Here is a 25,386-nt window from a genome sequence, read left to right as displayed (position 1 = left end):
TATCGAGTCACTATGGTCCTAACGACCTGTTAGCCGGCTAAGCAGCGACAGATAAAGCACTACTAGCACTCACAGATGGCCCAGCTAAGGATGAGGTTAAAACCGGCCAGTGACGCGATAAACATGAGCGATAAAAGGAGCGATTATGAAAACACTATATACCCTTGCCGCGATCTTATTGTTAAGCGCCTGTGCAAGCAGCGATCCTGGCTCGACCCACACCATACACAACACAGGCGGCTTTTGTGATTTTCACTGTCAGCGCCTCGAAGATGAGCTGATCCGCCGAGACATAGAAGATCGCATCATAGAACGCGAAATCGACAGAGAGATCATCGACGAGCTGACGCCGCCAGACGATGTCCCGGCTGAGCTTTATTAAGACGCAGAACTGAACTGCGAGCTCTGGCTTAGGACAAGCCAAGGCCTTTCCATACTGTCTTGGTCACATTTTCATACAAAAGAAACAGTTTAGAGAAAGGTAAATTAGCCCGCGAGCCGCGTTATGGGTAATAATGAAGGGGTGAACTAAGGCTCGGCAACTAAGAGTCAACGCAGTAAGGAATCAACGCAGTAAAGACTCAGCGCAATAAGGAATCGACACAGTAAGATTCTGCCCTTTGCGCGTCATTAAGTGCCGAACCCGGTTCACATTGCTAGTTTATAGAGCTTATATAGCTAGGTGCGCAGCAGTTAGGATCTCGCCAGAGAGGCTGCGCCGGTATTGAAATCCCTCTGGCAGTGCAAAGGATTGACTATGGATGCCCCTAATTTTGCCCAAACGGCCGCACACGAACTTCACGATACCTTGCCCATCTGGCGCGAACTGATCTTCAAGCGCCTGTTTGGCCTCCTCGCCATCTTATGTGTGCCCGTCTACATCACCAGTGTCTACCTCTGCATCCAGATGGGTCTGGTCGGCATGGCTGCCTTCGACACCTTGGCCTATCTGTTGCTGCTCTACATCTTACTGGCGAGAGGATTGAGGCAGACCTTACGCTACTGCATAGGCTGTTTGATGTTCTTCGCCATCGGCGTGGCCTTCCTTATCACAATAGGCCCAACGGGCGCCGGGTTCTTCTGGCTGTTTATCTTTCCACCACTCACCAGCATATTGATTGGCAAGCGGGCCAGCCTCTGCGCCCAGCTGCTTAACGCTGCGGCTCTGCTAGCCATAGGCTTGGTCTATCATACAAAAGGCTTCCAATGGCCTGAGACACAGGGCTATAGCAGCTTCATCTGGTTTGTGGTGGCGATAAACTTCGTTGTCACCAATGCCATAGTCACTCAATCCGCCGCCTTCCTGCTGGGTAAACTGACCCAGTCGCTGCGATCGACCATAGCATCGCGGCGCGCAACCGTGATGGGACTGGCAAAACTGGCCGAATACCGGGACAACGAGACCGGCGCGCACCTGATCCGCATGCAGCACTACGCCAAGATGCTTGCCACTCAGCGACAAACCGACATTGATGCCCCAGCAGAGTTAACCGACGATTTTATTCAAGAGATCACCCTCTCCTCGATTTTGCATGATATCGGTAAGGTGGGGATCGCCGATGCCATCTTGCTCAAGCCCGGGCGGCTGACAGAGGAGGAGTTTGAGCAGATCAAGGCGCACCCGGTTATCGGCGCTCAGGTGTTAGCGAGTCTGCTCAGTTACGCACCGGAGTGTCCTTACATAAAGATGGGGCGTGATATCGCCGGTGGGCACCATGAATGGTGGGACGGCAGCGGCTATCCGGCTGGGCTCCAGGGGGAAGCGATTCCCCTCTCGGCCCGTATCGTCGCCCTGGTAGATGTTTATGACGCCCTGACCTCGCCGCGCTGCTATAAACGCCCCTTTAGTCATCAGGAGGCGCTGGAATTAATCCATCAGGATAAGGGCACCCATTTCGACCCTAAGCTGGTTGAAAGCTTTATCGCCATCAATCACAGGTTCGAACTGCTGTCGAAGGCATCTCTGTTCGAGCGGCCATCCAAGCAACCACTCAGGGGCCAGGTCGCTGTCGCGAGCGAATCTGAGCTAGAAACCAGCCAGTAGCCTACTGATATTTGCGGCCGCCATGGCTTAACCAACCCGCCGGGTGACGCCCCCTTGGATCATGGTGTGTCCAGTGGATCACCCCGCCGCGAGCATTCCACTCATATTCGCCAAAGAAGCCCACACTGTCACCGACCTTAAGATCGGCAATGCGCGGCGCCAGATCAATATTGTGGGCCACCAGCAGCGTCTGACCGCTGGCCAGGCGCAAAATAAAGCGCTGATGACGACTGCCCTTGTTATCATCACTGAGCAGGCGAATAACCTCGCCTTTCCCCTGGATCTGAACGCCACTCTGTTTCTGTTCAAACACCTGGCCCAGCAAGCCGTCATCGGCCAGGAGTGGCAAACTAACGGCGAACGACAAGATGATGAGTAACAGCCCACGGCAGAATCTATTCATAGCCTGATTTCCTTAACTTGCATGGTTGAATGCTTGTTCGGCAAAAGCCTCAAGGGACATTTCAGGTTACTTGGACTGACCACTCGGACCAAGTACTTTAGCCCGAGAGCTTTAGACCAAGTACTTTAGCCCGAGAGCTTTAGACCAAGTGCTCTAGCCCGAGCATTAGAGCAAGGGCTTTCGAGACTAAGCATTTCAAACAGTGCATTTGAGACGGTCATTTGAGACAGAGTCTTTGTGACAGAGAGCTTTAGACTAAACAATGGAAATTAGACTTATTGCTGTTCGCTCTCTATGAGGTGACGAGGCATCACCTTTGAGGTCAACAACGCCTTTACGGGCAGATGCTCAGGGTTATCGTCACTGGCAAGATAACGGACCTTAGGCATCTTATTTAGTCTTGCTTGGGTCATCCAACCTTCGGGGCTGGAACTTACCAGAGTCTTACTAACCTCATTGCCCTCACTATCTATGACCACATGATAACTAAACTGGCCCATCCCTTTGGGAATCCACTTAGGGCGGGACTTCAGCATCACAGGTTTTTTCGACTTGGGCTGCCAATAATCACTTAGGTTGTCCCCGCTCACCTCAAGCAGATTGGCTGCCAATAAGGAGTTATTGACCGAATCCAAATTACCGGGAGTATTTTGGGTGGAACTGCAAGCAGTTAATGCGAGTGTCAGCAGGACACCAGCAAATAATTTTTTGGACATTTATCTTCCTTGAACAATGGATTAATTAAAGATTCGTCTCAACGAAACGCTTAGCGAGTCACACTATCACAATAGCGCTTGAACAGAAAATAGCGGGCGGGACTGGCTTCAAATGCAGGAATAACCCCAGCGACGCTAAAACCCAGCTTTTGATAGAAATCCGGCGCCTGAAAATCTAAGGTATCCACCTGAGCCTGCTGGCAACCACGGCTAATTGCCACGCGCTCCGCCTCTAGCATCAAGTCGCGTCCGAGCCCTGTACCACGGGCCGTTTCATCCACCCAGACCACATGGATGAGGAAGTTTTTATAGATGGTGCGACCATAGACGCCGCCAATCAGCTTACCGGTTTTGTCGTGCGCCAATACAGTCAGCGGCGCAGACGTCTCCTTGCCCATCTTGTCGAAGTTGTACTGGCGCACACCATCGACCAAGGCATCGACCAGTTCACTGTTTTCACCCTCAAGTTGGCTGATTGTGATACCTAGCCTAGATACCAACTCCTGTTTATCTGTCTCTTGTTTACCAGTCTCCTGTTTGGCTAAATCTGGTTTATCTGCCTCTGGTTTCTCTATCTCAGGTTTCTCAATCACGGGATCTCCTTTCATCTGCATCAGCTCTATTCGTTATTATTTTTAATTTGTTACCGCAATGACTCTAGTTGCATGACTTGCTGCATTAAGGCCAGGGTCATCTCGCCTGCGGAGATCTTTTTGCAGCTGCCGACATTTTGCCCACACCAGAGGGGTGAGAAATCACTCATGCCGCGGGCCTCACTCGCCTTGCGTAGCTGCGCCATAAGGTTAGTCGCATAGGGAAAGACCGGGGCCAGGTCATTGATCGGCCCAAGCTCTGACATGGCGCGGTTAACCAGGCCCCTTGCCGGTCTACCCGAGAAGAGATTAGTGAGCGCCGTACTCCCTTCTGTCCTAGTCGTACTCCCTTGAATAGTAGCCGCATGCTCTATGGCCGCTCGATGCAGGCTTGAGCTATTGGCCTCATCACACAAGAGATAGGCGCTGCCCACCTGCACGGCGCTGGCGCCCATTGCCAAGGCGGCTTTTACCCCGTGCCCATCGCCTATGCCGCCAGCGGCGATCAGCGGCGCATCGACTCGCGAGGCGATCTCAGTCAGCAGGGGTTCCAATTCCACCTGAGTGCTCACATCATCACTGAGAAACATGCCGCGATGACCACCCGCCTCGACGCCCTGAACGATAATGCCATCCACGCCTCGCGCCGCCAGGTACTCGGCCTCGGCTACTGTGGTGGCACTCGAGATCACCTTGCTTCCCCAGGATCTTACCCTCTCGAGCAGTTCCTCTTGTGGCAGGCCGAAATGAAAGCTAATCACCTCGGGCTTAAAGGCTTCTATGGCATCAGCGATCTCATGATTAAAAGGCATACGACTCGCGCCGCCTTGGCTGAGATCGGCCGCTATCTCAAGTTCATCAAAATATGGCGCTAATAGCTCATGCCAGCGCGCTTGGGGTCGATTGTCGAACGGCGGCATCTCATGGCAGAAGAAATTAAGGTTTAGTGGCGCGCTGGTTGCCGCCCGAAAACGTTTAATTTCATCGACTATCTGCGCCGAGCTCAACATGCCGCAGGGGATTGACCCAAGCCCACCGGCATTAGCCACGGCGATGGCGAGCCTGCTGTCTTGTACTCCAGCCATCGGCGCCTGAATAATAGGCAGCTCTGTACCCAGCAACGCCTTGAAGTTTTTACTATTCATGACCCTTCCTTAGTGAATCGATTCGAGCTTCATGTTCTGCATGATCGCATTGCTATGCTGACAGCTATCAACTAGTAGCTAATCACTGGCTCCAGAGAAACTACCTGCCGGGCTCGTGGCCCTCATACCAGGGTAATTTGGCATCCATCTCCTCCCAGTTCGCCTTGGAGGTGACAAAGTTATGAGACATGGGGCGCTCGTTGATTGGCGAGTCCAAGATGCCGAGTCTAAGGCGAATACGCTTACTATCCTGGTCGTTGGCGCTGTAGATAGGCGACGCACAGTGACGGCAGAAATAGCGTCGCTTTCCAGGAGAAAACTCAAAACTTGTGAGGAAATCGGCCTTATCCGATAGATTGAAGTCCACCAATTCGACAAAACCATTGGTGGCGAATGCCGTGCCGCTCGATTTACGACACAGGGAACAGTGGCAATGAATGATATGACTTATGGGTCCGCTGATGGCGACTTTAATGCCACCGCATAGACAACTTCCTTGATACATGGCTTTCCTGATCCGGCTGTAAGTGACAACGAAAAATAGCTGCAATAAAAGACGATGAAAAAGCTGCTGCAATAAATCGACTGCACAATTGTAATCGGGCCCTATGCTGCCACAACTTGCGACGTCAGATCAGCATAAATCTCTGCGCTAACCCCCTAAATTCCGTAACTAAATGTGGCAGAGCGATGAATTTATCTTTTGCTATTGTTTTTGCAAGTACTGACTGCCCAACCTTTTCACACACTTATGCCCTGTAAACCGAGCACTGAGTAATAAGTGAATGAGGCCGCCCTCATTGAGGGGAAATTCCTGCTGTCACCTGCTGGCTTATCGCGGAGATTGCCGCGAACTAACGACCTGGCAGGTGAATACGTATGCAGCGCATTGCTCCCCTCGCGCCTTCCCTTCTAACATGACTAACACTCATGGCTATCACTCATGGCTATCACTGATAGCAAGCAATCTTACCTGCAGCCATGAAGAGTAATAACCCTAACCCTAAAAACGACAATAAAAAGGTACACGGAATGTCTTGCACCTCGACTCACTTAACAAGCCGCCAAGCGAGCCCCCAATCCAGGTCCCGGCCCAGATCCCAGTCCAGATCGCCGTTTCGTCCCACGACCACCCTATCGGCACTTACCCTCGCCATAGCAGCAACGGGCATCATGCTACCAAGCACTAGCCTGGCCAAGACTGTCTCTCTGACCTCGCCTGACAAGCAGATAGTGGTCAGCCTGAGCGATGATGATCAAACGCCGCGCTACAGCGTCAGCTTTCATGGCAAGAAGGTGATCGAACCCTCCAAGCTTGGAATGGTGTTTGAGTCTCTTGGGGAGTTTGGCACTGACTTTAGCATTCAAGAGGTCAAGCGCAGCCAGGCCGATGAGCGCTGGCAACAGCCTTGGGGCGAACGTGAATGGGTTGTCGATAAACACAATGGCCTGACAGCCACCCTGAGTAATGGTCAATACCGCTTTGTCGTCCAGTTCAAGGTGTTCGATGATGGCCTAGGCTTTCGCTACCATATGCCGAAGCAAGGTGATTTAGATAAGCTAAACATCACTTCGGAGCTCACCGAATTCACCCTGCCACAACCCAAGAACGTCACCGCCTGGTGGATCCCGGCACGTGGCTGGAACCGCTACGAGTACCTCTATAAGAAGACACCGCTCAAACAGGTCGATAGGGTTCATACCCCCTTCACCTTCACCCTGGGCGATGGGGTGCACATGAGCATCCACGAGGCTGCGCTGGTGGACTACGCTGCCATGACGCTGGATCAGCGCAGAGACGGCACCCTGCGCGCCGATCTCACCCCTTGGTCCGATGGTACGCGCGTCAAGACCCAGGCGGGCTTCAGCACACCCTGGCGCACCATACAGATCGCCGACAAGGCCACCGGCCTGCTGAACTCAGATCTTATCCTCAATCTCAACGAGCCAAATAAGCTTGGGAATGTGGATTGGGTCGAGCCCGGTAAATATGTGGGGATCTGGTGGGGCATGCACCTCAACGAGAACACCTGGGGTTCAGGCGACAAACACGGCGCCACCACCTCCGAGACCAAACGCTACATGGATTTTGCCGCCGAGAACGGCTTCGCCGGCGTATTGGTAGAAGGCTGGAACATAGGTTGGGATGGCAGCTGGTTCCACAACGGCGACGTATTCAGCTTCACCCAGGCCTACCCAGACTTCGATCTCCCTGAGATCTCCGCCTATGGTGCCAGCAAGGGCGTTCGCCTGATTGGTCATCACGAGACCTCTGGTTCAGTTACCAACTATCGCAAGCAGATGAGCGATGCCTATGATCTCTATCAGAAATATGGCGTCACTCAGGTGAAGACCGGCTATGTGGCCGATGGCGGTGATATCAAGCGCGTGGATGAACAAGGCATAGTGCGCCACGAATGGCATGATGGCCAGTTTATGGTCAACGAATACCTGCATAGCGTCACCGAGGCGGCCAAGCGCCATATCAGCATCAATACCCATGAGCCGATTAAAGATACCGGCCTGCGCCGCACCTACCCAAACTGGATAAGCCGCGAAGGCGCCCGCGGTCAGGAATTTAACGCTTGGGGCACGCCGCCTAACAATCCGTCGCACACCACCACCCTGGCCTACACCCGCATGTTGGCAGGCCCCATGGACTTCACCCCGGGGATCTTCGACCTTGCCCCTAAAGGCCTGGACGCGATTAACCGGGTGCAGACTACACTGACCAAGCAGTTGGCCCTCTATGTGGTGCTATACAGCCCGATCCAGATGGCCGCCGATCTGCCCCGCAACTACAAGCAGCATCCCGATGCCTTTAAGTTTATTCAGGATGTGCCCACCGACTGGGCCCAGAGTATCGCCCTGGCCGGTGAGGTAGGTGAATATGTAGCCTTTGCCCGTCAGGAGCGTGGCGGCAAGAGTCAAGGCAAAGATTGGTATCTTGGCGCGATCACCGACGATGATGCCCGTGAGATCGCGATCAAGCTCGATTTCCTCGACCCAGCACTCAGTTATGAGGCGCAGATCTACCGAGACGGTCACAAGGCCGATTGGCGCACCAATCCCTATGACTATGTGATTGAGACCCAGAAGGTGAATAGCAAGCAGCAGCTGACGTTAAAACTTGCCAGCAGCGGCGGCGTCGCGATTCGCTTCAAGGCGCTCTAGGCCTCAGTTGTAGCACTAGCGATCTAGCGCTTAAACCACATTAGAGGATGCAAGTCTGCTCAGGCAGGCTTGCATCCTCTTTTTATTCTGGCAATGCCCTTCGCCCTCTCCTGCGTTGTCTGCCATATCGGGCCAAGGCCAATCATCTGCAACATTTGTTTACCTTTTTCCGGCGATTCCCCCCACATTTCTACGACTAAAGCCGCGATCCCTCATCCAAGCGCTAGCGTTATTCTGCTAAGGTGGTTTGTGCACTCCTAGCCCACGCAGAGCGAGCCAACGTTGGTCGCTTTCCGACTAGCCTAGCTGAGCGCATAACCAGTTCAATCCATAGTAAGTTGAGTGCAAAACAAGTTAAGTCCATAGAAAGCATCGAAAAATAACAAGAATGAAGAGCAGAACATGACAATCAAGGCATCTATCGGGAAGACCCTAGTATTCACGGCCATCTGTGCTGGCACCGCCCATGCAGCCCCTCCGGCCACACCACTGCATCATGCAGGAAGCAGCCATACACTATTAAGCCAAAGCGCTCTTAATAAAAACGCACTGGGCCAGAGTCCTTACACGGCACCCTCCCAGGAAGATCTGCGCCTGTATGAGATTGCTGGTGCGCCGCACCCAGCACGCATACTGCAAGATATACAAACCTTAGTGAATTTTGGCACCCGTCATACCCTATCGAGTCAGACGGATAAAGATCGCGGTATAGGCGCGGCCAGAAACTGGATCAAGGCCGAGTTTGAACGTATCTCCGCCGCCTGCGATCACTGCCTTGAGGTGATAGAGGTGGGCGACACAGTATCAGGCAAACGCATTCCCGAGCCGACACGGGTGGTGAATATTATCGCCATTCAACGTGGCACCTTAGATCCTAACCGCGTGGTGATGATGAGCGGCGATATCGACTCTCGGGTCAGCGACGTGATGGACGCCACCTCCTTCTCCCCCGGCGCCAACGATAACGCCTCGGGCGTCGCCGGTGCCTTAGAGGCCGCTCGCGTCCTCAGCCAGTATCAGTTTGGTGGCACCATAGTGTACGCGGCGCTATCGGGCGAAGAGCAAGGCCTTTATGGCGGCGCCGGACTGGCCGACTTTGCCAAGAAGCAGGGCTGGCAGGTCGAGGGCGTGCTCAACAACGACATGATAGGCAACATCGAGGGGATCAACGGCGTGGTGAGCAACCACACGGTGCGGGTGTTCTCCGAGGGCGTGCGTATCGCAGAAACCCAGGCAGAAGCTAAGGAGCGTTACTTCAGCGGCGGCGAGAACGACTCCGCCTCGCGTAACCTTGCCCGGCATATCAAGCAGCTGGCCGATCAGTATATGACTAACCTGGATGTGCAGCTCATCTATCGACTCGATCGCTTCGGTCGCGGCGGCCATCACCTGCCATTTAATAAGGCGGGCTTTCCCGCGGTGCGCGTGATGGAAACCAACGAGAACTACAACCGCCAGCATCAGGACATACGCACGGAGAACGGTATTGCCTATGGCGACGTGATTGAGGGGGTAGATGAAGCCTTCGCCGCCAAGCTCACCGCCCTCAACGCTATCAGCCTAGCGTCAATGGCCTGGGCACCAGCGCCGCCAACACAGGTGAGCATCTCGGGACAGGTCTCGGCCGATACCCAGCTTAGCTGGCAGGCGGATGCCACCGCCGAAGTCGCCGGTTATCGTATCTATTGGCGCAAGACCACAGAGGCAGAATGGAGCCATAGCCGTTATGTGGGCAAGGTAAACAGTTTCACCCTGAGCAACATGGTGATCGACAACTACCTGTACGGCGTTGCCGCCGTGGGCTTTAACGGTAACACCAGCCCTGTGGTGTTCCCTGGCGCGGCAGGTGCCTTCTTCCGCCCGGCAAGCGATGCAGATTCAAACGCAGCGAAATCGCACTAATGAATTTGTAAGCTGAATTCGTAAAATGCACTCGAAAAAGTCTCGAAATGATGCATCTAAAATTTTGAGTCAAATTTAGATAAAACTAAAATCAGGTCGCGATCGCGGCCTGTTTTTTTATCCCATACAATTTGACCTCAGTTAAACAAATTCAAACTTAATTAGGCAATACGGGAAACTCTTTGTGCGCACAGCAGTTCAATCAAATCAACAAAACCTATGCCTAGACCTATACTTAGACCTAAAGCAAAAATTTTCACCGTAAAATCGAGTTTCCCCCTAATGAGCACCAAGAATAGGTTAGAACACCTAGCCTAACTAGCCTTTCACAATGCCGCTTCTTTCCTGCTTTTTGCGTCATTATCGATAGGAGTTTGGCCATGTTGCCCATTGTTACAAAGCCCAACCCATGTATAACGGCTTGCCTACCACAGCCACTTTAACCAACTGTTTTTAAATGAGTATCCTTAACCAGCCCTAGGCGTCAGCAGGTTAACAACAGGCTACATAAAGGTTAATGCCTGATGATGAATACGTATGTAATCGGTTGTCGCCTGTTTCGGCTCAGGGTTAACATGCCTTGGTGTTTAATTTCATGTGTAACTTCCTATGAAATTGGCCAGGTCGACGCTCACCTCATCAGGCACTGAAGGCATGAGAGGTGAGCGCTAGAGTCTCTATCTACTCATCAAGGCTTAAACCTAGTGAATAAGCCTAGAGAAGTAGAACCCTAGCTTTTGGCGAATACCCGTTTGAGGGAAGCGTGTATTCGCCTCTTTTTTCACTCGACCGACTTCCATAAAATACAGATTGCACGCCCTTAGACGCTGTGCAGATCAATAATGAATAATAAAGAGAAGCATCGGATGTCACAAAACACCCTATTCGCCCAAGGCACCCCCAAGGTTAAACCTGCACTCAGCTTCTGGCAGATCTTCAACATGTGTTTCGGTTTCCTGGGGATCCAGTTTGGCTTCGCCCTGCAAAATGCCAACGTCAGCCGAATCTTTCAGACGCTCGGCGCGGCGATTGATGACATCCCTATCCTCTGGATCGCCGCGCCGCTCACCGGCCTGCTGGTGCAGCCGATCATCGGCTATATGAGTGACAACACCTGGGGCCGCCTGGGTCGTCGTCGCCCCTACTTTCTGATTGGCGCCATCTTCACCACACTCGCCATCTTCATCATGCCCCACTCGCCCGTGCTCTGGGTCGCTGCTGGCATGCTGTGGATCATGGACGCCTCGATCAACATCGCCATGGAGCCGTTTCGCGCCTTCGTGGGCGACAACCTGCCAAGCAAACAGCGCCCTTTGGGCTACGCCATGCAGAGTTTCTTCATCGGCGTCGGCGCAGTGGTGGCCTCGGCCTTGCCTTACCTGCTGACCAACTACTTCGATGTGGCTAACACGGCGCCCGAGGGCGAGATCGCAGACTCGGTGCGTTACGCCTTCTATTTCGGCGGCGCCGTGCTGCTGTTAGCCGTCAGCTGGACTGTGTTTACCACCAAAGAGTACTCGCCCGAGGAGTTGGCCCGCTTCGAACAGGAAACCGGCGAGCAGGTCACACTGCATCACGATCGCAGCTGGCAGGCCTATCAGAAAGGCGCCATGCTCTGGAGCCTGGTGGGCGCCATCTTAATCGCCGTCATCTTCTTGCAGTCCCTCGACAAGCAGCTCTATCTGTTGGCCATAGGGATATTCGCCTTCGGCCCACTGCAATGGTTCTGCGCTAACACCCTGAAGCATATCAAGGGCGAAGAGCGCCACCAGCAAGGCATGGTGTTTAGCGTAGTCGATGCCCTGTTTCATATGCCCAAGGCGATGCGCCAGCTGGCTGTGGTGCAGTTCTTCTCCTGGTTCGCCCTCTTCTCTATGTGGATCTACACCACGGCGGCGGTAACGGATCATCACTATGGCACCCAGGATGTGCTGTCTAAGGCCTACAACGATGGCGCCGACTGGGTGGGCATGCTGTTCGCCTCTTACAACGGCTTTGCCGCGGTGGCCGCCATCTTCATCCCACTGCTCGCCATGGCGGTTGGCCTCAAGATCACCCACCTGATCAACCTCTGCTGTGGCGGCATTGGCTTGATTAGCTTCTACTTTATTCAAGACCCAAACCTGTTATGGCTGCCCATGATAGGTGTGGGTATCGCCTGGGCCTCTATCCTCTCTATCCCCTATGCCCTGCTGTCCAACGCACTGCCCGCCGCCAAGATGGGGGTCTACATGGGGATCTTTAACTTCTTCATCGTGATCCCTCAGCTGCTGGCCGCCAGCGTGCTAGGCGTGCTGCTCAATGCCTTCTTCGATGGCAAGCCGATCTTCGCCCTGATCCTGGGTGGCAGCTTCATGATCCTGGCTGGAATTAGCGTGTTATTTGTCAGCAGCGAAGCGAGCAAAGCCGAGCGCTAATGCGTAAGGCTTGAGACTTAACAAACACACAGACTTAAACGACTTAACTGACTTAACCAAAATATAAACATAATAAACGAGACCCTGAATATGACGTCTAAGCCAGTACCTTTTACTCGCACACTGCTCGCCCTCTCCCTAGGCGCCCTGCTTAGCGCCTGTGGCGGCGCCAAGAGTGATATCGATGCCGCACCTGCACCAAGTGCCAGCGTATCTGAGACAATTTCAGTTGCACCGGGCGCGCCCGGCGCTTCCCCTACCTGGGCCTTCTCCGGCAAGACAGGGATTGGCACCTCTTTCGAGCCCTATGTGACCAATGCGCAGGGTGCCGATCAATACCTGAGCAGCCAGGCCAATCCCGTTAGCCGGGTATGGTTCTCTCTTGCGCAGGGGATCCTCACCGAGACCATGTATGGGCTTATCCATAACGCCCAGCTCAAAGAGGCGCAGTTCATCATCAGTGGCAATGGCTTCGTCGATACCGAGAAAGACAATACCGTCACCAACATAGATTACCTGCATAAGGATGAAGCTGGGCGACCATTGTCCCTCGCCTATAAGGTGATAAACAAAGATATCGAGGGCAAATATCAGATAGAGAAGCACTTCTTTACCGATCCCGATCGCGACAGCCTGGTGATGCAGGTGTTCTTTACCGCCTTCGAGCCGGGGATCACTCCTTATCTCTACGTCAATCCCCATATCGACAACAGCGGCGCCAACGATATCGCCAGCGTGAGCCAAGATGGCAACAGCCTCTACGCCTACACGGGCGATAAAGATTCCAGCGTGCTGACCGTGCGCGGTGACATTCCGTTTACAGCAAGTAGCGTGGGCTTTGTCGGCGAGTCTGATGGCCTGACCGATCTTAAGGCCAACGGCGAGCTAAACTGGCATTACGCCAGCACCAGCGCTGATAAGCAAAGCCTAGGTAATGTCGCCATGACGGCAGCGCTGCCTACTCTGGAAGTTGGCGATGCTAAGCGTCCAAGTCTTAGCACTACCTTGGTATTTGGCTTCGGGGCAGATAAGGCCAGCAGCGAGCAAAATGCCAAAGACACCCTTAAAGATGGTTATGACAAGGTGCTCGCCGCCTATAACGGTGAAGGTGATGCCATCGGCTGGCAGGACTATCTGCAGTCGCTCTCAAGTCTAAATGCCATGACGGCCAATACCGCCGATGAGGGTAAGCTACTCTATACCAGCGCCATGGTGCTCAAGGCCCAGGAAGATAAGACCCACGCCGGCGCCCTCATCGCCTCGCTCTCTAATCCCTGGGGCGACAGCGTCTCGGCCGTCACCGGCTCTACCGGCTACAAGGCAGTCTGGCCGAGAGACTTCTATCAATGCGCCATGGCGTTTCTGGCCATGGGTGATACCCAAACCCCTAAGGTGGCCTTCGAGTATCTAAAGAAGGTGCAGGTTACGGCTACGACACCCGGCTATAGCGGCGTGCCCGGCTGGTTCCTACAGAAGACCCATGTGGATGGCCAGATAGAATGGGTCGGCGTGCAGCTGGATCAGACCGCCATGCCTATCATGCTCGGCTGGAAGCTCTGGCAGGCGGGCGTGCTGAGCGACGATGAGATCGCCAGCTGGTATCAGACCATGTTGAAGCCGGCGGCCGATTTTCTGATAAGCGGCGGCGAGGTCAATCTAGATTGGAACCACACCCAGATCACACCGCTTAAGACACAGCAAGAACGCTGGGAAGAGCAGCAAGGCTACTCCCCCTCTACCGCAGCGGCGGTGATCACGGGCCTTATTACCGCCAGCGATATCGCCAAGCAGGCAGGCGATTTAAACTCAAGCGAGAAATATCTCGCCAGTGCCAAATCAATGGCCAAAAAACTCGACTCCTTGGTAGTGACCCAGCAAGGCCTGCTAAGCGCAGAGGAAGGCACCAAGGCGCCTTACTATCTGCGCCTTGCGCCCAAAGGTACGCCGGACAGTGCAGATAAACTTGCCGACAACAATGGCCGCGCAGGCTTAGATCAACGTGAGGTGTTAGACGGCGGCTTCCTAGAGCTGGTGCGTTACGGCGTGAAGAGCGCCAACGATAAGACCATCAACGACACCCTCAAGCTTATCGATAACACGGCGCTCGAGGATAATCTCAGGGTCAGGTATGAATTTACCGCCAAAGACGGCAGCACGTTCCCAGGCTTCAGACGCTACGGCAACGACGGCTATGGCGAAGACACCGCCACAGGCGCCAACTATGCCGAGAACGGCAGCAACACTCCAGGGCAACGCGGCAGAGTCTGGCCGTTCTTCACCGGCGAGCGCGCCCACTTTGAGCTGGCCAAGACGATCGCCGATGGCATGCTCAATGATGCAAGCAAGACGCAGCTGGTCCAGACCTATGTCAAGGGGATGGAGGCTTTTGCCAATGAGGGACTGATGCTACCCGAGCAGGTTTGGGATGGTGTCGGCGACAAGACCCGCTTCAACTATCAGCTTGGCCAAGGCACTAACTCGGCCACCCCGCTTGCCTGGACCCACGCCGAATACGTCAAGATGGTGCGTTCCATCACAGAGGCTAAGGTGTGGGACCACTATGAGGATGTGGCCAAGGCACTTAACAACTAAGCAGACATTAAGGCTCAGGCTTAACAATTAAATAGAAGCTATTTCCAAAGCCAGTCCACGCGACTGGCTTTTCTTTGCCTCGTCGTGACAGCTCTAGATGCATCACGATAAGCCTCAGCCTAAGATTCGCGTTGACACGCTTGCCTGCCCTAGCCGACCATAATTTTAACTCGCCGATCGAATCCTTAAAGAGCTCGCTTACCCAGTCGTTTTTACAGTCGCTTTTCAACGTTAATCTTTTTCGCCCGAGTTCCCCCTAAAATAGCCCTCTTCCATAAAGGCTGTAACCTGGCTGTGATACCCCACCACATCCCCATATAAAAAGATATAACGAAATTTCGGGTTATAACATCATGTTCTTTTTATGAGCGAAATCCGCATCGGCTATGGGTTTGCCCACTATATAGAGGAAGCTAGAGTGGGTAATTTCTCCCGATAAAGATGATATTTCAGCAAAATTGATAAAAATGAATAAAAAAATTTGAAAAGTATTGATATACTTCCCCCCGAATTTTAGAACGTAACTCCAATAGAGTAGAAAAATGACTGATTTATCAAAGTACAGAAACATTGGTATCTTCGCTCACGTTGATGCGGGTAAGACCACCACAACAGAGCGTATCCTAAAGCTAACCGGTAAGATTCATAAGATCGGTGAAGTTCATGATGGTGAATCTACAACCGACTTCATGGAACAGGAAGCTGAGCGTGGTATTACCATTCAGTCTGCTGCTGTAAGTTGCTTCTGGAACGATCACCGTTTCAACGTCATCGACACCCCTGGCCACGTTGACTTCACAGTTGAAGTTTATCGTTCTCTAAAAGTACTAGACGGTGGTATCGGTGTATTCTGTGGTTCTGGTGGTGTTGAGCCACAATCAGAAACCAACTGGCGTTATGCAAACGAATCTGAAGTTGCGCGTATCATCTTCGTAAACAAGTTGGACCGTATGGGTGCCGACTTCTTGCGCGTTGTTAAGCAAACTAAAGACGTTCTTGCGGCTAACCCACTCGTAATGGTACTGCCTATCGGTATCGAAGATGAGTTCAAGGGTGTTGTCGATCTACTAACCCGTAAAGCATGGGTTTGGGACGAATCTGGACAAGCTGAAAACTACAGCATCGAAGATGTACCTGCTGACATGGTTGACATGGTTGAAGAATACCGTGAGCAACTGATCGAGTCTGCCGTTGAGATGGACGACGATCTGATGGAAGCTTACATGGAAGGCGAAGAGCCAGCTATGGAAGACATCAAGCGTTGTATCCGTGAAGGTACTCGTACCATGCACTTCTTCCCAACATACTGTGGTTCTGCGTTTAAGAACAAAGGTATGCAGCTTCTACTAGACGCGGTAGTTGATTACCTACCTGCGCCACAAGAAGTTGATCCACAGCCTCTGACTGACGAAGAAGGTAACGAGACTGGCGAACACGCTATCGTTGACGCTGATGCACCTCTGAAAGCACTTGCGTTCAAGATCATGGATGACCGTTTCGGTGCCCTGACCTTCGTACGTATCTACTCAGGTCGTATCAACAAGGGTGACACCATCCTGAACTCTGCAACAGGTAAGACTGAGCGTATCGGTCGTATGTGTGAAATGCAGGCTGACGAGCGTAACGAACTTGAAACCGCACAAGCTGGTGACATCATCGCTATCGTGGGTATGAAGAACGTTCAGACTGGTCACACTCTATGTGATGTTAAGCACCCATGTACTCTGGAAGCCATGGTGTTCCCAGAGCCAGTAATCTCTATCGCAGTAGCCCCTAAAGACAAGGGCGGCAGCGAGAAGATGGGTATCGCTATCGGTAAGATGATCGCAGAAGATCCATCATTCCGCGTTGAAACTGACGAAGATTCAGGCGAAACCATCCTTAAGGGTATGGGTGAACTTCACCTAGACATTAAGGTAGACATCCTGAAGCGTACTTACGGCGTTGAGCTGATCGTAGGTGAGCCACAAGTGGCATACCGTGAAACTATCACTCAAGAAGTTGCTGATAGCTACACTCACAAGAAGCAATCTGGTGGTTCTGGTCAGTTCGGTAAGATCGACTATGTTATCCGTCCAGGTGAAGCAAACACTGGCTTCACATTCAAGTCTTCTGTTGTTGGTGGTAACGTACCTAAAGAATACTGGCCTGCTGTTGAGAAAGGTTTCGAGAGCATGATGCAGACTGGTACCGTTGCTGGCTTCCCAGTACTAGACGTTGAACTAGAACTGACTGACGGTGCTTTCCACGCAGTTGACTCATCAGCTATCGCGTTCGAAATCGCTGCTAAAGGCGCATTCCGTCAATCTATGCCAAAAGCTGGCGCGCAACTACTTGAGCCTATCATGAAAGTTGACGTATTCAGCCCAGAAGACAACGTAGGTGACGTAATTGGTGACCTTAACCGTCGTCGCGGCATGATCAAAGATCAGCAAGCTGGTGTGACTGGTGTTCGTATCAAGGCTGACGTACCGCTTTCAGAAATGTTCGGTTACATCGGTTCTCTACGTACAATGACTTCTGGTCGTGGTCAGTTCTCTATGGAGTTCTCACACTACTCACCATGTCCTAACAGCGTATCTGAAAAAGTTATCGCTGAAGTTAAAGAAAGAGAAGCTAAGAAGTAATCTTACTCCTTAACTGAAGTTTCTTTACTAAAAACCCTAACAATGTATGTTGTTAGGGTTTTTTCTTTTTTGCCTTTCCCCTTACAGGAGCCCTTATGTCCCAAGATGCCATAGTGGTATTGGATTTTGAAACCACAGGCCTCTCCCCCTTACAGGGCGATCGCGCCATCGAGATAGGGGCGGTTAAATTACAGCAAGGTGTAGTGGTCGATAGATTTCAGCAGCTGATGAATCCCGGCTTTGCCGTCAGTAGTTTCATCGCCGATTACACAGGGATCACCAATGCGATGCTCAGTGATGCGCCAGGTTGCGAGACCGTCATGGCTGACTTTGCCGACTTCATCCAGGGATGTCATCTGGTGGCTCACAACGCCAGTTTCGATCAGAAATTTTTAGCGGCGGAATTTGCGCGCATCAACCTGGAGCAATCCCAGCCCTTTGCCTGTTCGCTGCTGCTGGCAAGACGCCTGTTTCAGGCGGCGCCTAACCATCAGCTAGGCACCTTAGTGAATTATTTAGGTATCGCCAACGATGGCGTGTTTCACCGCGCGCTGAACGACGCAGAGGTCACCGGCGCCTTGTGGCTGGCGCTGAGCGATGCGGTATCACAAAGATGGGCCTGCCCTGCACCCAGTTTTGAATTGATGCTTAAGCTGCAACGTCAGCCCAAGCATCAGCTAGAGAAATTTATGCGGAGCCATTTAGGCTAACGCTTTTCGCCGCATGACTCGCGCTCGATCAGGCTGGTGGGGATCAACTGATTACTCACCTCCTGCCCCTTGATTTGCTTCAGCAGGCTCTCAACCAAGATCTCACCGGCGAGCTTAGTGTTCTGCTTAATGGTGGTCAGCGGCGGATTGGCGAAGCTTGCCACCGGAATGTCATCATAACCGACGATGGCCACATCCTCAGGCACCCTCAGTCCCTGCTCTTTCAACGCCCGCATGGCGCCGATGGCGATGAGATCGCTGGCGGCGAAGATGGCGTCGAAGGAACGTTTCTGCGCCAGCAGTTGATTGGCCGCCTCGAAGCCTGAGCTCTCCGTGCTGATGGCATCCACCTGCAGATTTTTCTGTAGCGGCACACCTGCCGCCTTGAGCGCCTGTTGATGACCCAAGTAGCGCGCCTGAAATTCAGGGCTATGGCTTGAGGCATCCCCGATAAAGGCGATATTACGCCGCCCCTTGGCCAGCAGATGCTCTGTGGCCAGCACGCCCCCTTGACGGTTATCACAGCCAATGGAGAGCACGGAGGACTTATGCTGCGCCGGTCCCCAAATCACTAGGTGGGTATTCTGCGCTGCCAGCTTATTGAGCTTTTCCTCGTAATCCATGTAGTCGCCGTAACCGAGCAAAATAATGCCATCGGCCTTATTGCTGTCTTCGTAGTCGGCGTGCCAATCGCTGCTAAGCTGCTGAAATGAGACCAGGAGATCATAGCCCTGCTGCGCCGTTGCCCGGGTGATAGAGCCTAACATGGAGAGGAAGAATGGATTGATCAGCGAATCGTCATTGGTGGGATCTTCACACAATAACAGCGCCAGGGTCAGACTGCTTTGGGTGCGCAGGTTGCTGGCGTTCTTGTCGACCTTGTAATTAAGTTCCTTGGCAATGGCCTGTACTCTCAAGCGCGTCTCTTCATTGACGAGCGGACTGTTTCGCAATGCCCGCGATACCGTGGATTGTGACACCCCGGCGCGGTAGGCGATATCGATAGAGGTAGCTTTCGTTGTCATAATTATGGGCGACCTTGTTATACACAAACAGGGCGAGCCAACGCCCGCCCCTTAAGAAGCTCGATTATATCCCAAGCTCCTTCATCAGATCATCTGAATCGTCGACCACAACGGCACTATTAACCGCCGCCGACCAGGAAGGGTCTGCCGACTGGCTCCCTTGACCGTGCTGGGCCAGCAAGGCATCGGGGTCATCCTCCTCATGCTCGAAATCCGCCAGCTTGATAAATTCAGTCTTATCCATGGCGTATTCCAGATAGAAGATATGGTTTCTGGCGGTCTTGAAGGCGACGCGGCGCGCCACCGCTTCATCCAGATTAGTATCGATAGAGATGGTCAGTTCTTTATTAATGGTCAGCATCTTAGGCTGGCTCTGATTAATCGAGGTCTGCAGCTCCTTGTTTACCTTGACGATAAAATCGCCCAGGATCTGATTCATCAACTCGCCCATCACATCCCCCACCTCATCCGAGGTATGGGAGAAGGCCAGCTCAGACTCGGGCATCCCCATCTGCTTCATATAGGCTTGGTAGATCTCCACCGCCGCCGGCGCAGAAAAGTTGATCACCACAAGACCGGAGAATCCACCATCGAAGATGGAGAAGCAGCCAAGATCCGGCTTGAGGCAGGTCTTAGTAATGCTCTGCACCATGGCCGCATGGCTCACCTGACTGCCCGTGGTACTGGTCAGCACTCGGCATACCGAATGGCAGAGTTTAAGCAAAATATCGTCGGAACTGATCACTTGCGAGGTCATAGTCTCATCACATGTCAAAAAAGAGTCATACTCCATTCTGCGCGCTATTACGATAAAAATCAAAATCAAAACAGGGGATTAGTCAATTCTCATTCAGCGGCGAAATAACAACCGGATCTGCGGTTCGTAAAATAGTGTCATCTTGCCCGGCGCTTCCCCACTCATTCCCTACCAAAGGCCTTTAAAAAACGCCGTTAACTGCCTCACAAAGGAGGTAACACACATTGTTCGGTTGCGTAAAAATGCCAAAAAGATCCAGAGTCAACGTGAGCCAGTTCAATTAATTAACAATAAACAGTCAATCGATTGACTATTCGTTGCCGCCGCATTCTCAACCCTTTCGTTAGCCTGTATATTAGCAACATTTAACCGGGCTATTGATAGGACATAACATGCTTGCGATCCTCAGAAGGTTCACCATTCTACAGCGCCTCATCTTAATGCTGGTGCTTGCCGCCATAGGCACCTTTGTCTTCGCCAGCTTTTCGATCAACGAGCAGCGCAACAACCTGATTAAGCAGAAATGGCTGCAAAACGACGCGCAGCTATCCACGCTCCTGAGTGTGATCGACACTCACTACCGCCAGAGCCAGCAAAATATCCTGACACCAGAAGACGCCCAGCGAGAGGCGGCGAATCTGGTCAATCAGATCCAATATGGCGAGAGCGGTTATTTCCTGCTGTTCGATGCAGATCATACCCTGCTGGCCAATGGCGCTTCGCCCGACCAGCTCGGCATTAAGGCATCTAAGCTCACCAGCCAGATGGGCGGCAACGCTTTAGATAAGTTACTGGACAAGGCCATGGCCTCCGGTATCGCCAAGGCCAGCATGGAGATGAGAAACCCCATCACAGGCGAGCAGGAAGAAGCCCTAATGGAGGCTCGTACCTTCCCCGCTTGGCAGTGGACACTGGTCACCACCTCTTACATGAGTGATGTCAACGACACCACCATCAGCGTGATGTACAACTACCTGGGGATCATGCTGCTGATCTCTGTGCCTATCTTTGCCTTCTTCCTGATCCTCAACCACTCCATCAGCTCACCGCTGAATCAGGCGATCGATGCGATGAAAGATATCGCCGAAGGTGAAGGCGATCTTACCAAGCGCCTGCCCACCCAGGGCAAGGATGAAGTGGTGGCTCTGGCCATCGCCTTCAACAGCTTTGTCGGTAAGATCAACAAGATGGTCGCCGATCTCCAGCCAGTGGGACACGCTCTCAACCAGGACGCCGACCGTTTATTTAATGCCGTTGCCGAGTCCAACGCCAGTGTCGATCACCTGCATCAGGAGACCAGCAGCGTCGCCACCGCCATTAATCAGATGCTCTCCACCACTCATGAGATGGCCAGCAGCACCCAGCAGGCAGCCGATGCCGCCAACAGCGTCAAGCAGCAAGCTCAGGACAGTAAGCAGCAGATGGACGGCACGGTCGAGAATACCCATAAGCTGGTTCAGGAGCTGAAGAATGCCGAAGGTATCACCCAGCACCTTGGAGTGTCTTCCGAGCAGATCGGTAGCATCTTGGATGTGATCCGCGGCATCGCCGATCAGACCAATCTGCTGGCGCTAAACGCCGCCATCGAGGCCGCCCGCGCCGGCGCCCATGGCCGCGGCTTCGCCGTGGTAGCCGATGAGGTGCGCGCCCTGGCCAATCGCACCCAAGACTCCACCAACGAGATCCAGAAGATCATCACTGATATTCAAAATGGCGTCGCCAACGTGATGCACAGCAACAGCGATACGCAGACCCAGTCGGTCGAGCTGCAGCAGCAAGCCCAGGCCGTGGGTGAATCCCTCAACACCATCCTAGAGCTGATCGCCCACATCAGCGACATGAACACCCAGCTGGCCAGCGCCACTGAGGAGCAGTCCCTGGTGACCGAAGAGATCAACCGCAACATCTGCAGTATCACTGAGCTGTCTGAGGTATCGGTCAAGGCCAACGAGAGCAATCGCATGGCCGCCGAGTCTCTGCGTCAAATAAGCCAGACCAGCGCCAAGATCTTGGGTCAGTTCAAGGTATAAAACTAATCTCTTAATTGGACAGCGTGAGCCAGACTAGAGATAAAGAAGGGAGCCAGACTAGAGATAAAGAAGGGAGCCAGGTGGCTCCCTTTTATTTTGCCGCAAAGCCGATGGGCAGTTAATTATCCCGACCAAAACTCAGGCACTAAAAATCCCGGCTCAAAGCTCGACAGCGGGCGTTAAATCTGTGATAAGCTTAACGACATCACATTTTTCAGCATCGATGGGATCACATAATCATGGCTCGAATGACGTTAGCGGTACATCCTCAGCTATACAGTATTCACAGCTTCAGCCCAGACAGTGAGTTAGTGCCCGAGGTGTTTCGTCAGCCCATGTTTTTTATCGGCAAGACCAAAGATGAACTCTCAGTGGTGGTTCCCGCCGAGCTGCAACTCGACAGCCTCGAAGAGGAGAGCGACTGGCGCTGCCTCGAGGTAGTCGGTCCGCTGGGGTTCTCCATGACGGGGATCCTCGCCAGCGTCTCAGGCACCTTGGCAGAAGCCAAGATCAGCATCTTTGCCATCTCCACCTTCGATACCGATTACATTCTGGTAAAGAAGGACAAGCTGCAACAGGCGATACAGGCGCTGAAGAAGACCAACTATCAAATCATTCATTACCAGGCCTAAGCGCCGCGCGTCATTTCCAAAGAGCGAGTTTATGTACCAAAAAACAGTCACCATCATGGCCGAGCACGGCATTCATACCCGGCCAGCCGCCCTGCTCGTTAAGGCTGCTAAGGCCTATGATTGTGACATCATAGTGGAATGTCAGGGTAAACAGGCCAGCGCCAAGAGCCTGTTTAAGCTGCAGACCCTGGGCCTTTACAAGGGCGTCGAGGTCAAGGTCAGCGCCGATGGCGAGCAGGCAAAGCCGGCGGTTGATACCGTTGCCGGACTGCTCATCACCTTAAGTTAACAGGAGTCAGGATGACGATGAGAGGCATAGCGGTATCGGCGGGCATCGCCTTCGGGCAGGCCAAGGTGCTACGTACCTATGAAAGCAAACTCGACTATCATCTATTGCCTCCCTCCCAGCTCGCCCGCGAGCAGCAAAGACTCAATCGCGCCCTCAAGACCCTCATCAAACAAAGCCAGGCCTGCGCCGCCAAGCTAGATCCAGAATCGGACAACTACCAGCTGATAGAAGCCGATCTCCTGCTGTTAGAGGATGAGGAGTTGCTGGCCGAACTTAGCGACACCATAGGCAAGCGCCAGTTTTCCGCGGCCCTTGCGGTGGAGCACAGCTTCGCCAAACAGGCCCAGGCGATGCAAGAGGCCGATTCCCCCTATCTCGCAAGGCGCGCCGAAGATGTGCTGAGTCTGGGACAGCGCCTGATCCGCACCCTGCTTACCGGACACTGCGACAACCTCAGCCGCCTGCCGGAAAATGCCATCGTCCTGGCCAAAGATATTACCCCGGCCGAGTTCGCCACCCTGCCACTTGAGCGCGTCAGCGCCTTGGTACTGCAGACCGGCGGCGTCACCAGCCATACCGCGATCCTGGCCCGCAGCGCGGGCATTCCCACTCTGATGAGCTGCCCCTGGCAGACATTAGAGGTGACAGATGGCATGACGTTGGCGGTGGATGCCATCAATGGCGAGCTCTATGTAGAGCCCGACGAGACGCAGATAAGCGATCTCAACGCCCAGAAACAGCAGGCAGACGAGCGCAAGTCGGCGCTACTGGCCTTAAAAGGCACCGTCACTCAGACAAAAGATGGCCGCTCCATTCCCCTGCTGGCAAATGTCGGCTGTATCAGCGAGATCAATCACCTGGCCGATGTGGGCGCCGAGGGGGTTGGCCTGTTTCGCACCGAATTTCTGTTTATGAACAACCACGAGCTGCCGGACGAGAACCGCCAGTATCAGCTCTACTGCGACGCCCTGCAGCTGCTCGACGGCAAACCGCTGACCATTCGCAGCATGGATCTCGGCGCCGACAAGGAGGTGCCCGCCCTCGCCATGGACAGCGAGGAGAATCCGGCACTGGGCCTCAGGGGCGTCAGGTACACGCTGGCCCATCCTAAACTGTTTAGCGCTCAGCTCAGGGCGATCCTCAGGGCCGCCAACCACGGCCCTATCCGCCTGATGTTTCCCATGGTCAATCAGGTGGAGGAGCTCGAAGCGGTACTTGCGCTGCTGGAGCAGTGCAAACAGGAGCTTGTGGAGGCCGAAAAAGGCTTTGGTGAACTCGAGCTTGGTATAGTGGTGGAAACCCCGGCGGCGGTGTTTAACCTCGCCTCCATGCTCCCGCTGCTGGATTTTGTCAGCATAGGCACCAACGATCTCACCCAATATACTATGGCCGCCGACCGCGCCAATCCGCTGCTGATCGACCAATATCCGGTGCTCTCGCCGGTGATCATCCGCCTGATCGCCCAGATTATCGAACAAGCCAAGGCCGCCAAGGTGCGAGTCTCCATGTGTGGCGAGCTGGCCAGTAACCCCAGCGCCACGGCGCTCCTGATCGGCCTTGGGCTAGAGGAGTTTAGCGTCAACCTGGCCTCGCTACTCGAGGTTAAACAGGCCCTCAGTCGTTGGTCTTACCCAGATTGTGTCGAACTTGCGCACAAGGCCTTGCAAATTTCGCGCATCGATGCGTTAAATCAATTATTAACACACTGTCACTCTTGATAATTTTTGAGTATGCTAGGCATAATTTATCACGACACTACAGCGTGCTAACACAGGGGCAATTTAATGGGATTTTTGAGCCGCATAAGACGTTTAATTTCTGGTCAGCCACCCATCACGGGCGGCATCGACGTGTACGCGCCAGTGTCGGGCGAGATAGTGGCTATCGAGAAAGTGCCTGATGTGGTGTTTGCCGAGAAGATAGTCGGCGACGGCATCGCCATCGCGCCCAAGGGCAAACAGATAGTGGCGCCGGTAGATGGCACCATAGGTAAGATTTTCGAAACCAATCACGCCTTCAGCATAGAGTCACCCCAGGGGCTCGAGCTGTTTGTGCATTTCGGCGTCGGCACGGTAGAACTCAGGGGCAACGGCTTTACCCGTCTGGCCGAAGAGGGTCAACAGGTTAAGGCTGGCGATCCCATACTCGAATTCGATCTCGACTACCTCAAGGCCCATGTTGAGAGCCTGCTCACCCCTGTGGTGCTGGCGAACATGGAAGATATTCAGGGACTCGACAAGCGTCACGGCAGTATCGAAGCCGGTAAAGATGTGATCTTCTCGGTTCAGCTTTAATCCCTATCACAGTAATTAGCAGCTCTCTTTCTGATT

Annotated in this window: 20 protein-coding genes; 13 read left to right on the top strand and 7 right to left on the bottom strand. The window is 53.3% G+C overall.

Going from position 1 to position 25,386, the window contains the following annotated elements:
• Nucleotides 1-145: 145 nt before the first annotated feature.
• Together K0I63_RS09730 and K0I63_RS09725 are read left to right on the top strand one after the other, a co-directional pair.
• Nucleotides 146-382: a hypothetical protein gene (locus K0I63_RS09730; RefSeq protein WP_011865681.1), complete on the top strand. Its 237-nt coding sequence runs from the start codon at nt 146-148 to the stop codon at nt 380-382.
• Nucleotides 383-757: 375 nt separating this feature from the next.
• The gene (locus K0I63_RS09725) at nt 758-2,044 is read left to right on the top strand and encodes an HD-GYP domain-containing protein (RefSeq protein WP_220083280.1); all 1,287 of its coding nucleotides are present in this window, start codon (nt 758-760) and stop codon (nt 2,042-2,044) included.
• 1 nt (nt 2,045) lies between these two features.
• Here the strand turns inward: K0I63_RS09725 and K0I63_RS09720 are convergent, their stop codons facing one another.
• The 5 genes from K0I63_RS09720 to K0I63_RS09700 all read right to left on the bottom strand — a co-directional run bounded on the left by K0I63_RS09720 (nt 2,046) and on the right by K0I63_RS09700 (nt 5,406).
• A complete protein-coding gene (locus K0I63_RS09720; protein ID WP_220083279.1) occupies nt 2,046-2,447 on the bottom strand; it encodes a DUF3465 domain-containing protein in 402 nt (133 codons plus the stop codon).
• A gap of 275 nt (nt 2,448-2,722) precedes the next feature.
• Nucleotides 2,723-3,163 carry a YdgH/BhsA/McbA family protein gene (locus K0I63_RS09715; RefSeq protein WP_220083278.1) on the bottom strand — a complete coding sequence of 147 codons (441 nt, stop codon included), beginning with the start codon at nt 3,161-3,163 and terminating at the stop codon, nt 2,723-2,725.
• A gap of 50 nt (nt 3,164-3,213) precedes the next feature.
• Nucleotides 3,214-3,645, bottom strand: coding sequence for a GNAT family N-acetyltransferase (locus K0I63_RS09710; RefSeq protein ID WP_258407006.1), 432 nt, complete (start codon nt 3,643-3,645; stop codon nt 3,214-3,216).
• Between the two features lie 161 nt (nt 3,646-3,806).
• Entirely contained in the window at nt 3,807-4,901 is a 1,095-nt protein-coding gene (locus K0I63_RS09705; protein WP_220083276.1) for an NAD(P)H-dependent flavin oxidoreductase, read from the bottom strand.
• Between the two features lie 100 nt (nt 4,902-5,001).
• Nucleotides 5,002-5,406, bottom strand: coding sequence for a GFA family protein (locus K0I63_RS09700; RefSeq protein ID WP_011865675.1), 405 nt, complete (start codon nt 5,404-5,406; stop codon nt 5,002-5,004).
• Between the two features lie 668 nt (nt 5,407-6,074).
• Here K0I63_RS09700 and K0I63_RS09695 point away from each other — a divergent pair.
• From K0I63_RS09695 to K0I63_RS09670, 6 genes are all read left to right on the top strand, one after another.
• The gene (locus tag K0I63_RS09695) at nt 6,075-8,075 is read left to right on the top strand and encodes a glycoside hydrolase family 97 protein (RefSeq protein WP_258406982.1); all 2,001 of its coding nucleotides are present in this window, start codon (nt 6,075-6,077) and stop codon (nt 8,073-8,075) included.
• Nucleotides 8,076-8,564: 489 nt separating this feature from the next.
• On the top strand, nt 8,565-9,977 hold the full coding sequence (locus K0I63_RS09690) for a M28 family peptidase (RefSeq protein ID WP_220083413.1): 1,413 nt from the start codon (nt 8,565-8,567) through the stop codon (nt 9,975-9,977).
• Nucleotides 9,978-10,843: 866 nt separating this feature from the next.
• Nucleotides 10,844-12,394 (top strand): MFS transporter, encoded by a 1,551-nt coding sequence (locus K0I63_RS09685; protein WP_258406980.1) that lies wholly within the window; start codon nt 10,844-10,846, stop codon nt 12,392-12,394.
• A 90-nt stretch (nt 12,395-12,484) separates the two neighbouring features.
• Complete coding sequence (locus tag K0I63_RS09680) at nt 12,485-14,986, top strand: glucan 1,4-alpha-glucosidase (protein WP_220083273.1); 2,502 nt, start codon at nt 12,485-12,487, stop codon at nt 14,984-14,986.
• Nucleotides 14,987-15,528: 542 nt separating this feature from the next.
• A complete protein-coding gene (fusA, locus tag K0I63_RS09675; RefSeq protein WP_011865670.1) occupies nt 15,529-17,613 on the top strand; it encodes an elongation factor G in 2,085 nt (694 codons plus the stop codon).
• A gap of 95 nt (nt 17,614-17,708) precedes the next feature.
• Nucleotides 17,709-18,323, top strand: coding sequence for a 3'-5' exonuclease (locus K0I63_RS09670; protein ID WP_220083272.1), 615 nt, complete (start codon nt 17,709-17,711; stop codon nt 18,321-18,323).
• Here K0I63_RS09670 and K0I63_RS09665 read toward each other — a convergent pair.
• Both K0I63_RS09665 and K0I63_RS09660 read right to left on the bottom strand, forming a co-directional pair.
• A complete protein-coding gene (locus K0I63_RS09665; protein ID WP_220083271.1) occupies nt 18,320-19,348 on the bottom strand; it encodes a LacI family DNA-binding transcriptional regulator in 1,029 nt (342 codons plus the stop codon). The two genes, K0I63_RS09670 and K0I63_RS09665, sit on opposite strands and share 4 nt — an antisense overlap.
• A gap of 64 nt (nt 19,349-19,412) precedes the next feature.
• Nucleotides 19,413-20,105 carry a DUF3334 family protein gene (locus K0I63_RS09660; RefSeq protein ID WP_220083270.1) on the bottom strand — a complete coding sequence of 231 codons (693 nt, stop codon included), beginning with the start codon at nt 20,103-20,105 and terminating at the stop codon, nt 19,413-19,415.
• Between the two features lie 392 nt (nt 20,106-20,497).
• On the opposite strand from K0I63_RS09660, the gene K0I63_RS09655 reads away from it, so the two are divergent.
• From K0I63_RS09655 to crr, 5 genes are all read left to right on the top strand, one after another.
• A complete protein-coding gene (locus K0I63_RS09655; RefSeq protein ID WP_220083269.1) occupies nt 20,498-22,135 on the top strand; it encodes a methyl-accepting chemotaxis protein in 1,638 nt (545 codons plus the stop codon).
• Nucleotides 22,136-22,374: 239 nt separating this feature from the next.
• The gene (locus K0I63_RS09650; protein ID WP_011865665.1) at nt 22,375-22,767 is read left to right on the top strand and encodes an ACT domain-containing protein; all 393 of its coding nucleotides are present in this window, start codon (nt 22,375-22,377) and stop codon (nt 22,765-22,767) included.
• A gap of 31 nt (nt 22,768-22,798) precedes the next feature.
• A complete protein-coding gene (locus K0I63_RS09645; RefSeq protein ID WP_220083268.1) occupies nt 22,799-23,056 on the top strand; it encodes an HPr family phosphocarrier protein in 258 nt (85 codons plus the stop codon).
• Between the two features lie 11 nt (nt 23,057-23,067).
• The gene (ptsP, locus tag K0I63_RS09640) at nt 23,068-24,774 is read left to right on the top strand and encodes a phosphoenolpyruvate--protein phosphotransferase (RefSeq protein ID WP_220083267.1); all 1,707 of its coding nucleotides are present in this window, start codon (nt 23,068-23,070) and stop codon (nt 24,772-24,774) included.
• A 66-nt stretch (nt 24,775-24,840) separates the two neighbouring features.
• Nucleotides 24,841-25,350, top strand: coding sequence for a PTS glucose transporter subunit IIA (gene crr / locus K0I63_RS09635; RefSeq protein WP_011865662.1), 510 nt, complete (start codon nt 24,841-24,843; stop codon nt 25,348-25,350).
• The last annotated feature ends 36 nt before the right edge of the window (nt 25,351-25,386 follow it).

It is taken from the genome of Shewanella rhizosphaerae (assembly GCF_019457655.1).
GTDB lineage: Bacteria > Pseudomonadota > Gammaproteobacteria > Enterobacterales > Shewanellaceae > Shewanella > Shewanella loihica.
This window is presented reverse-complemented; position numbering and strand designations above follow the sequence as displayed.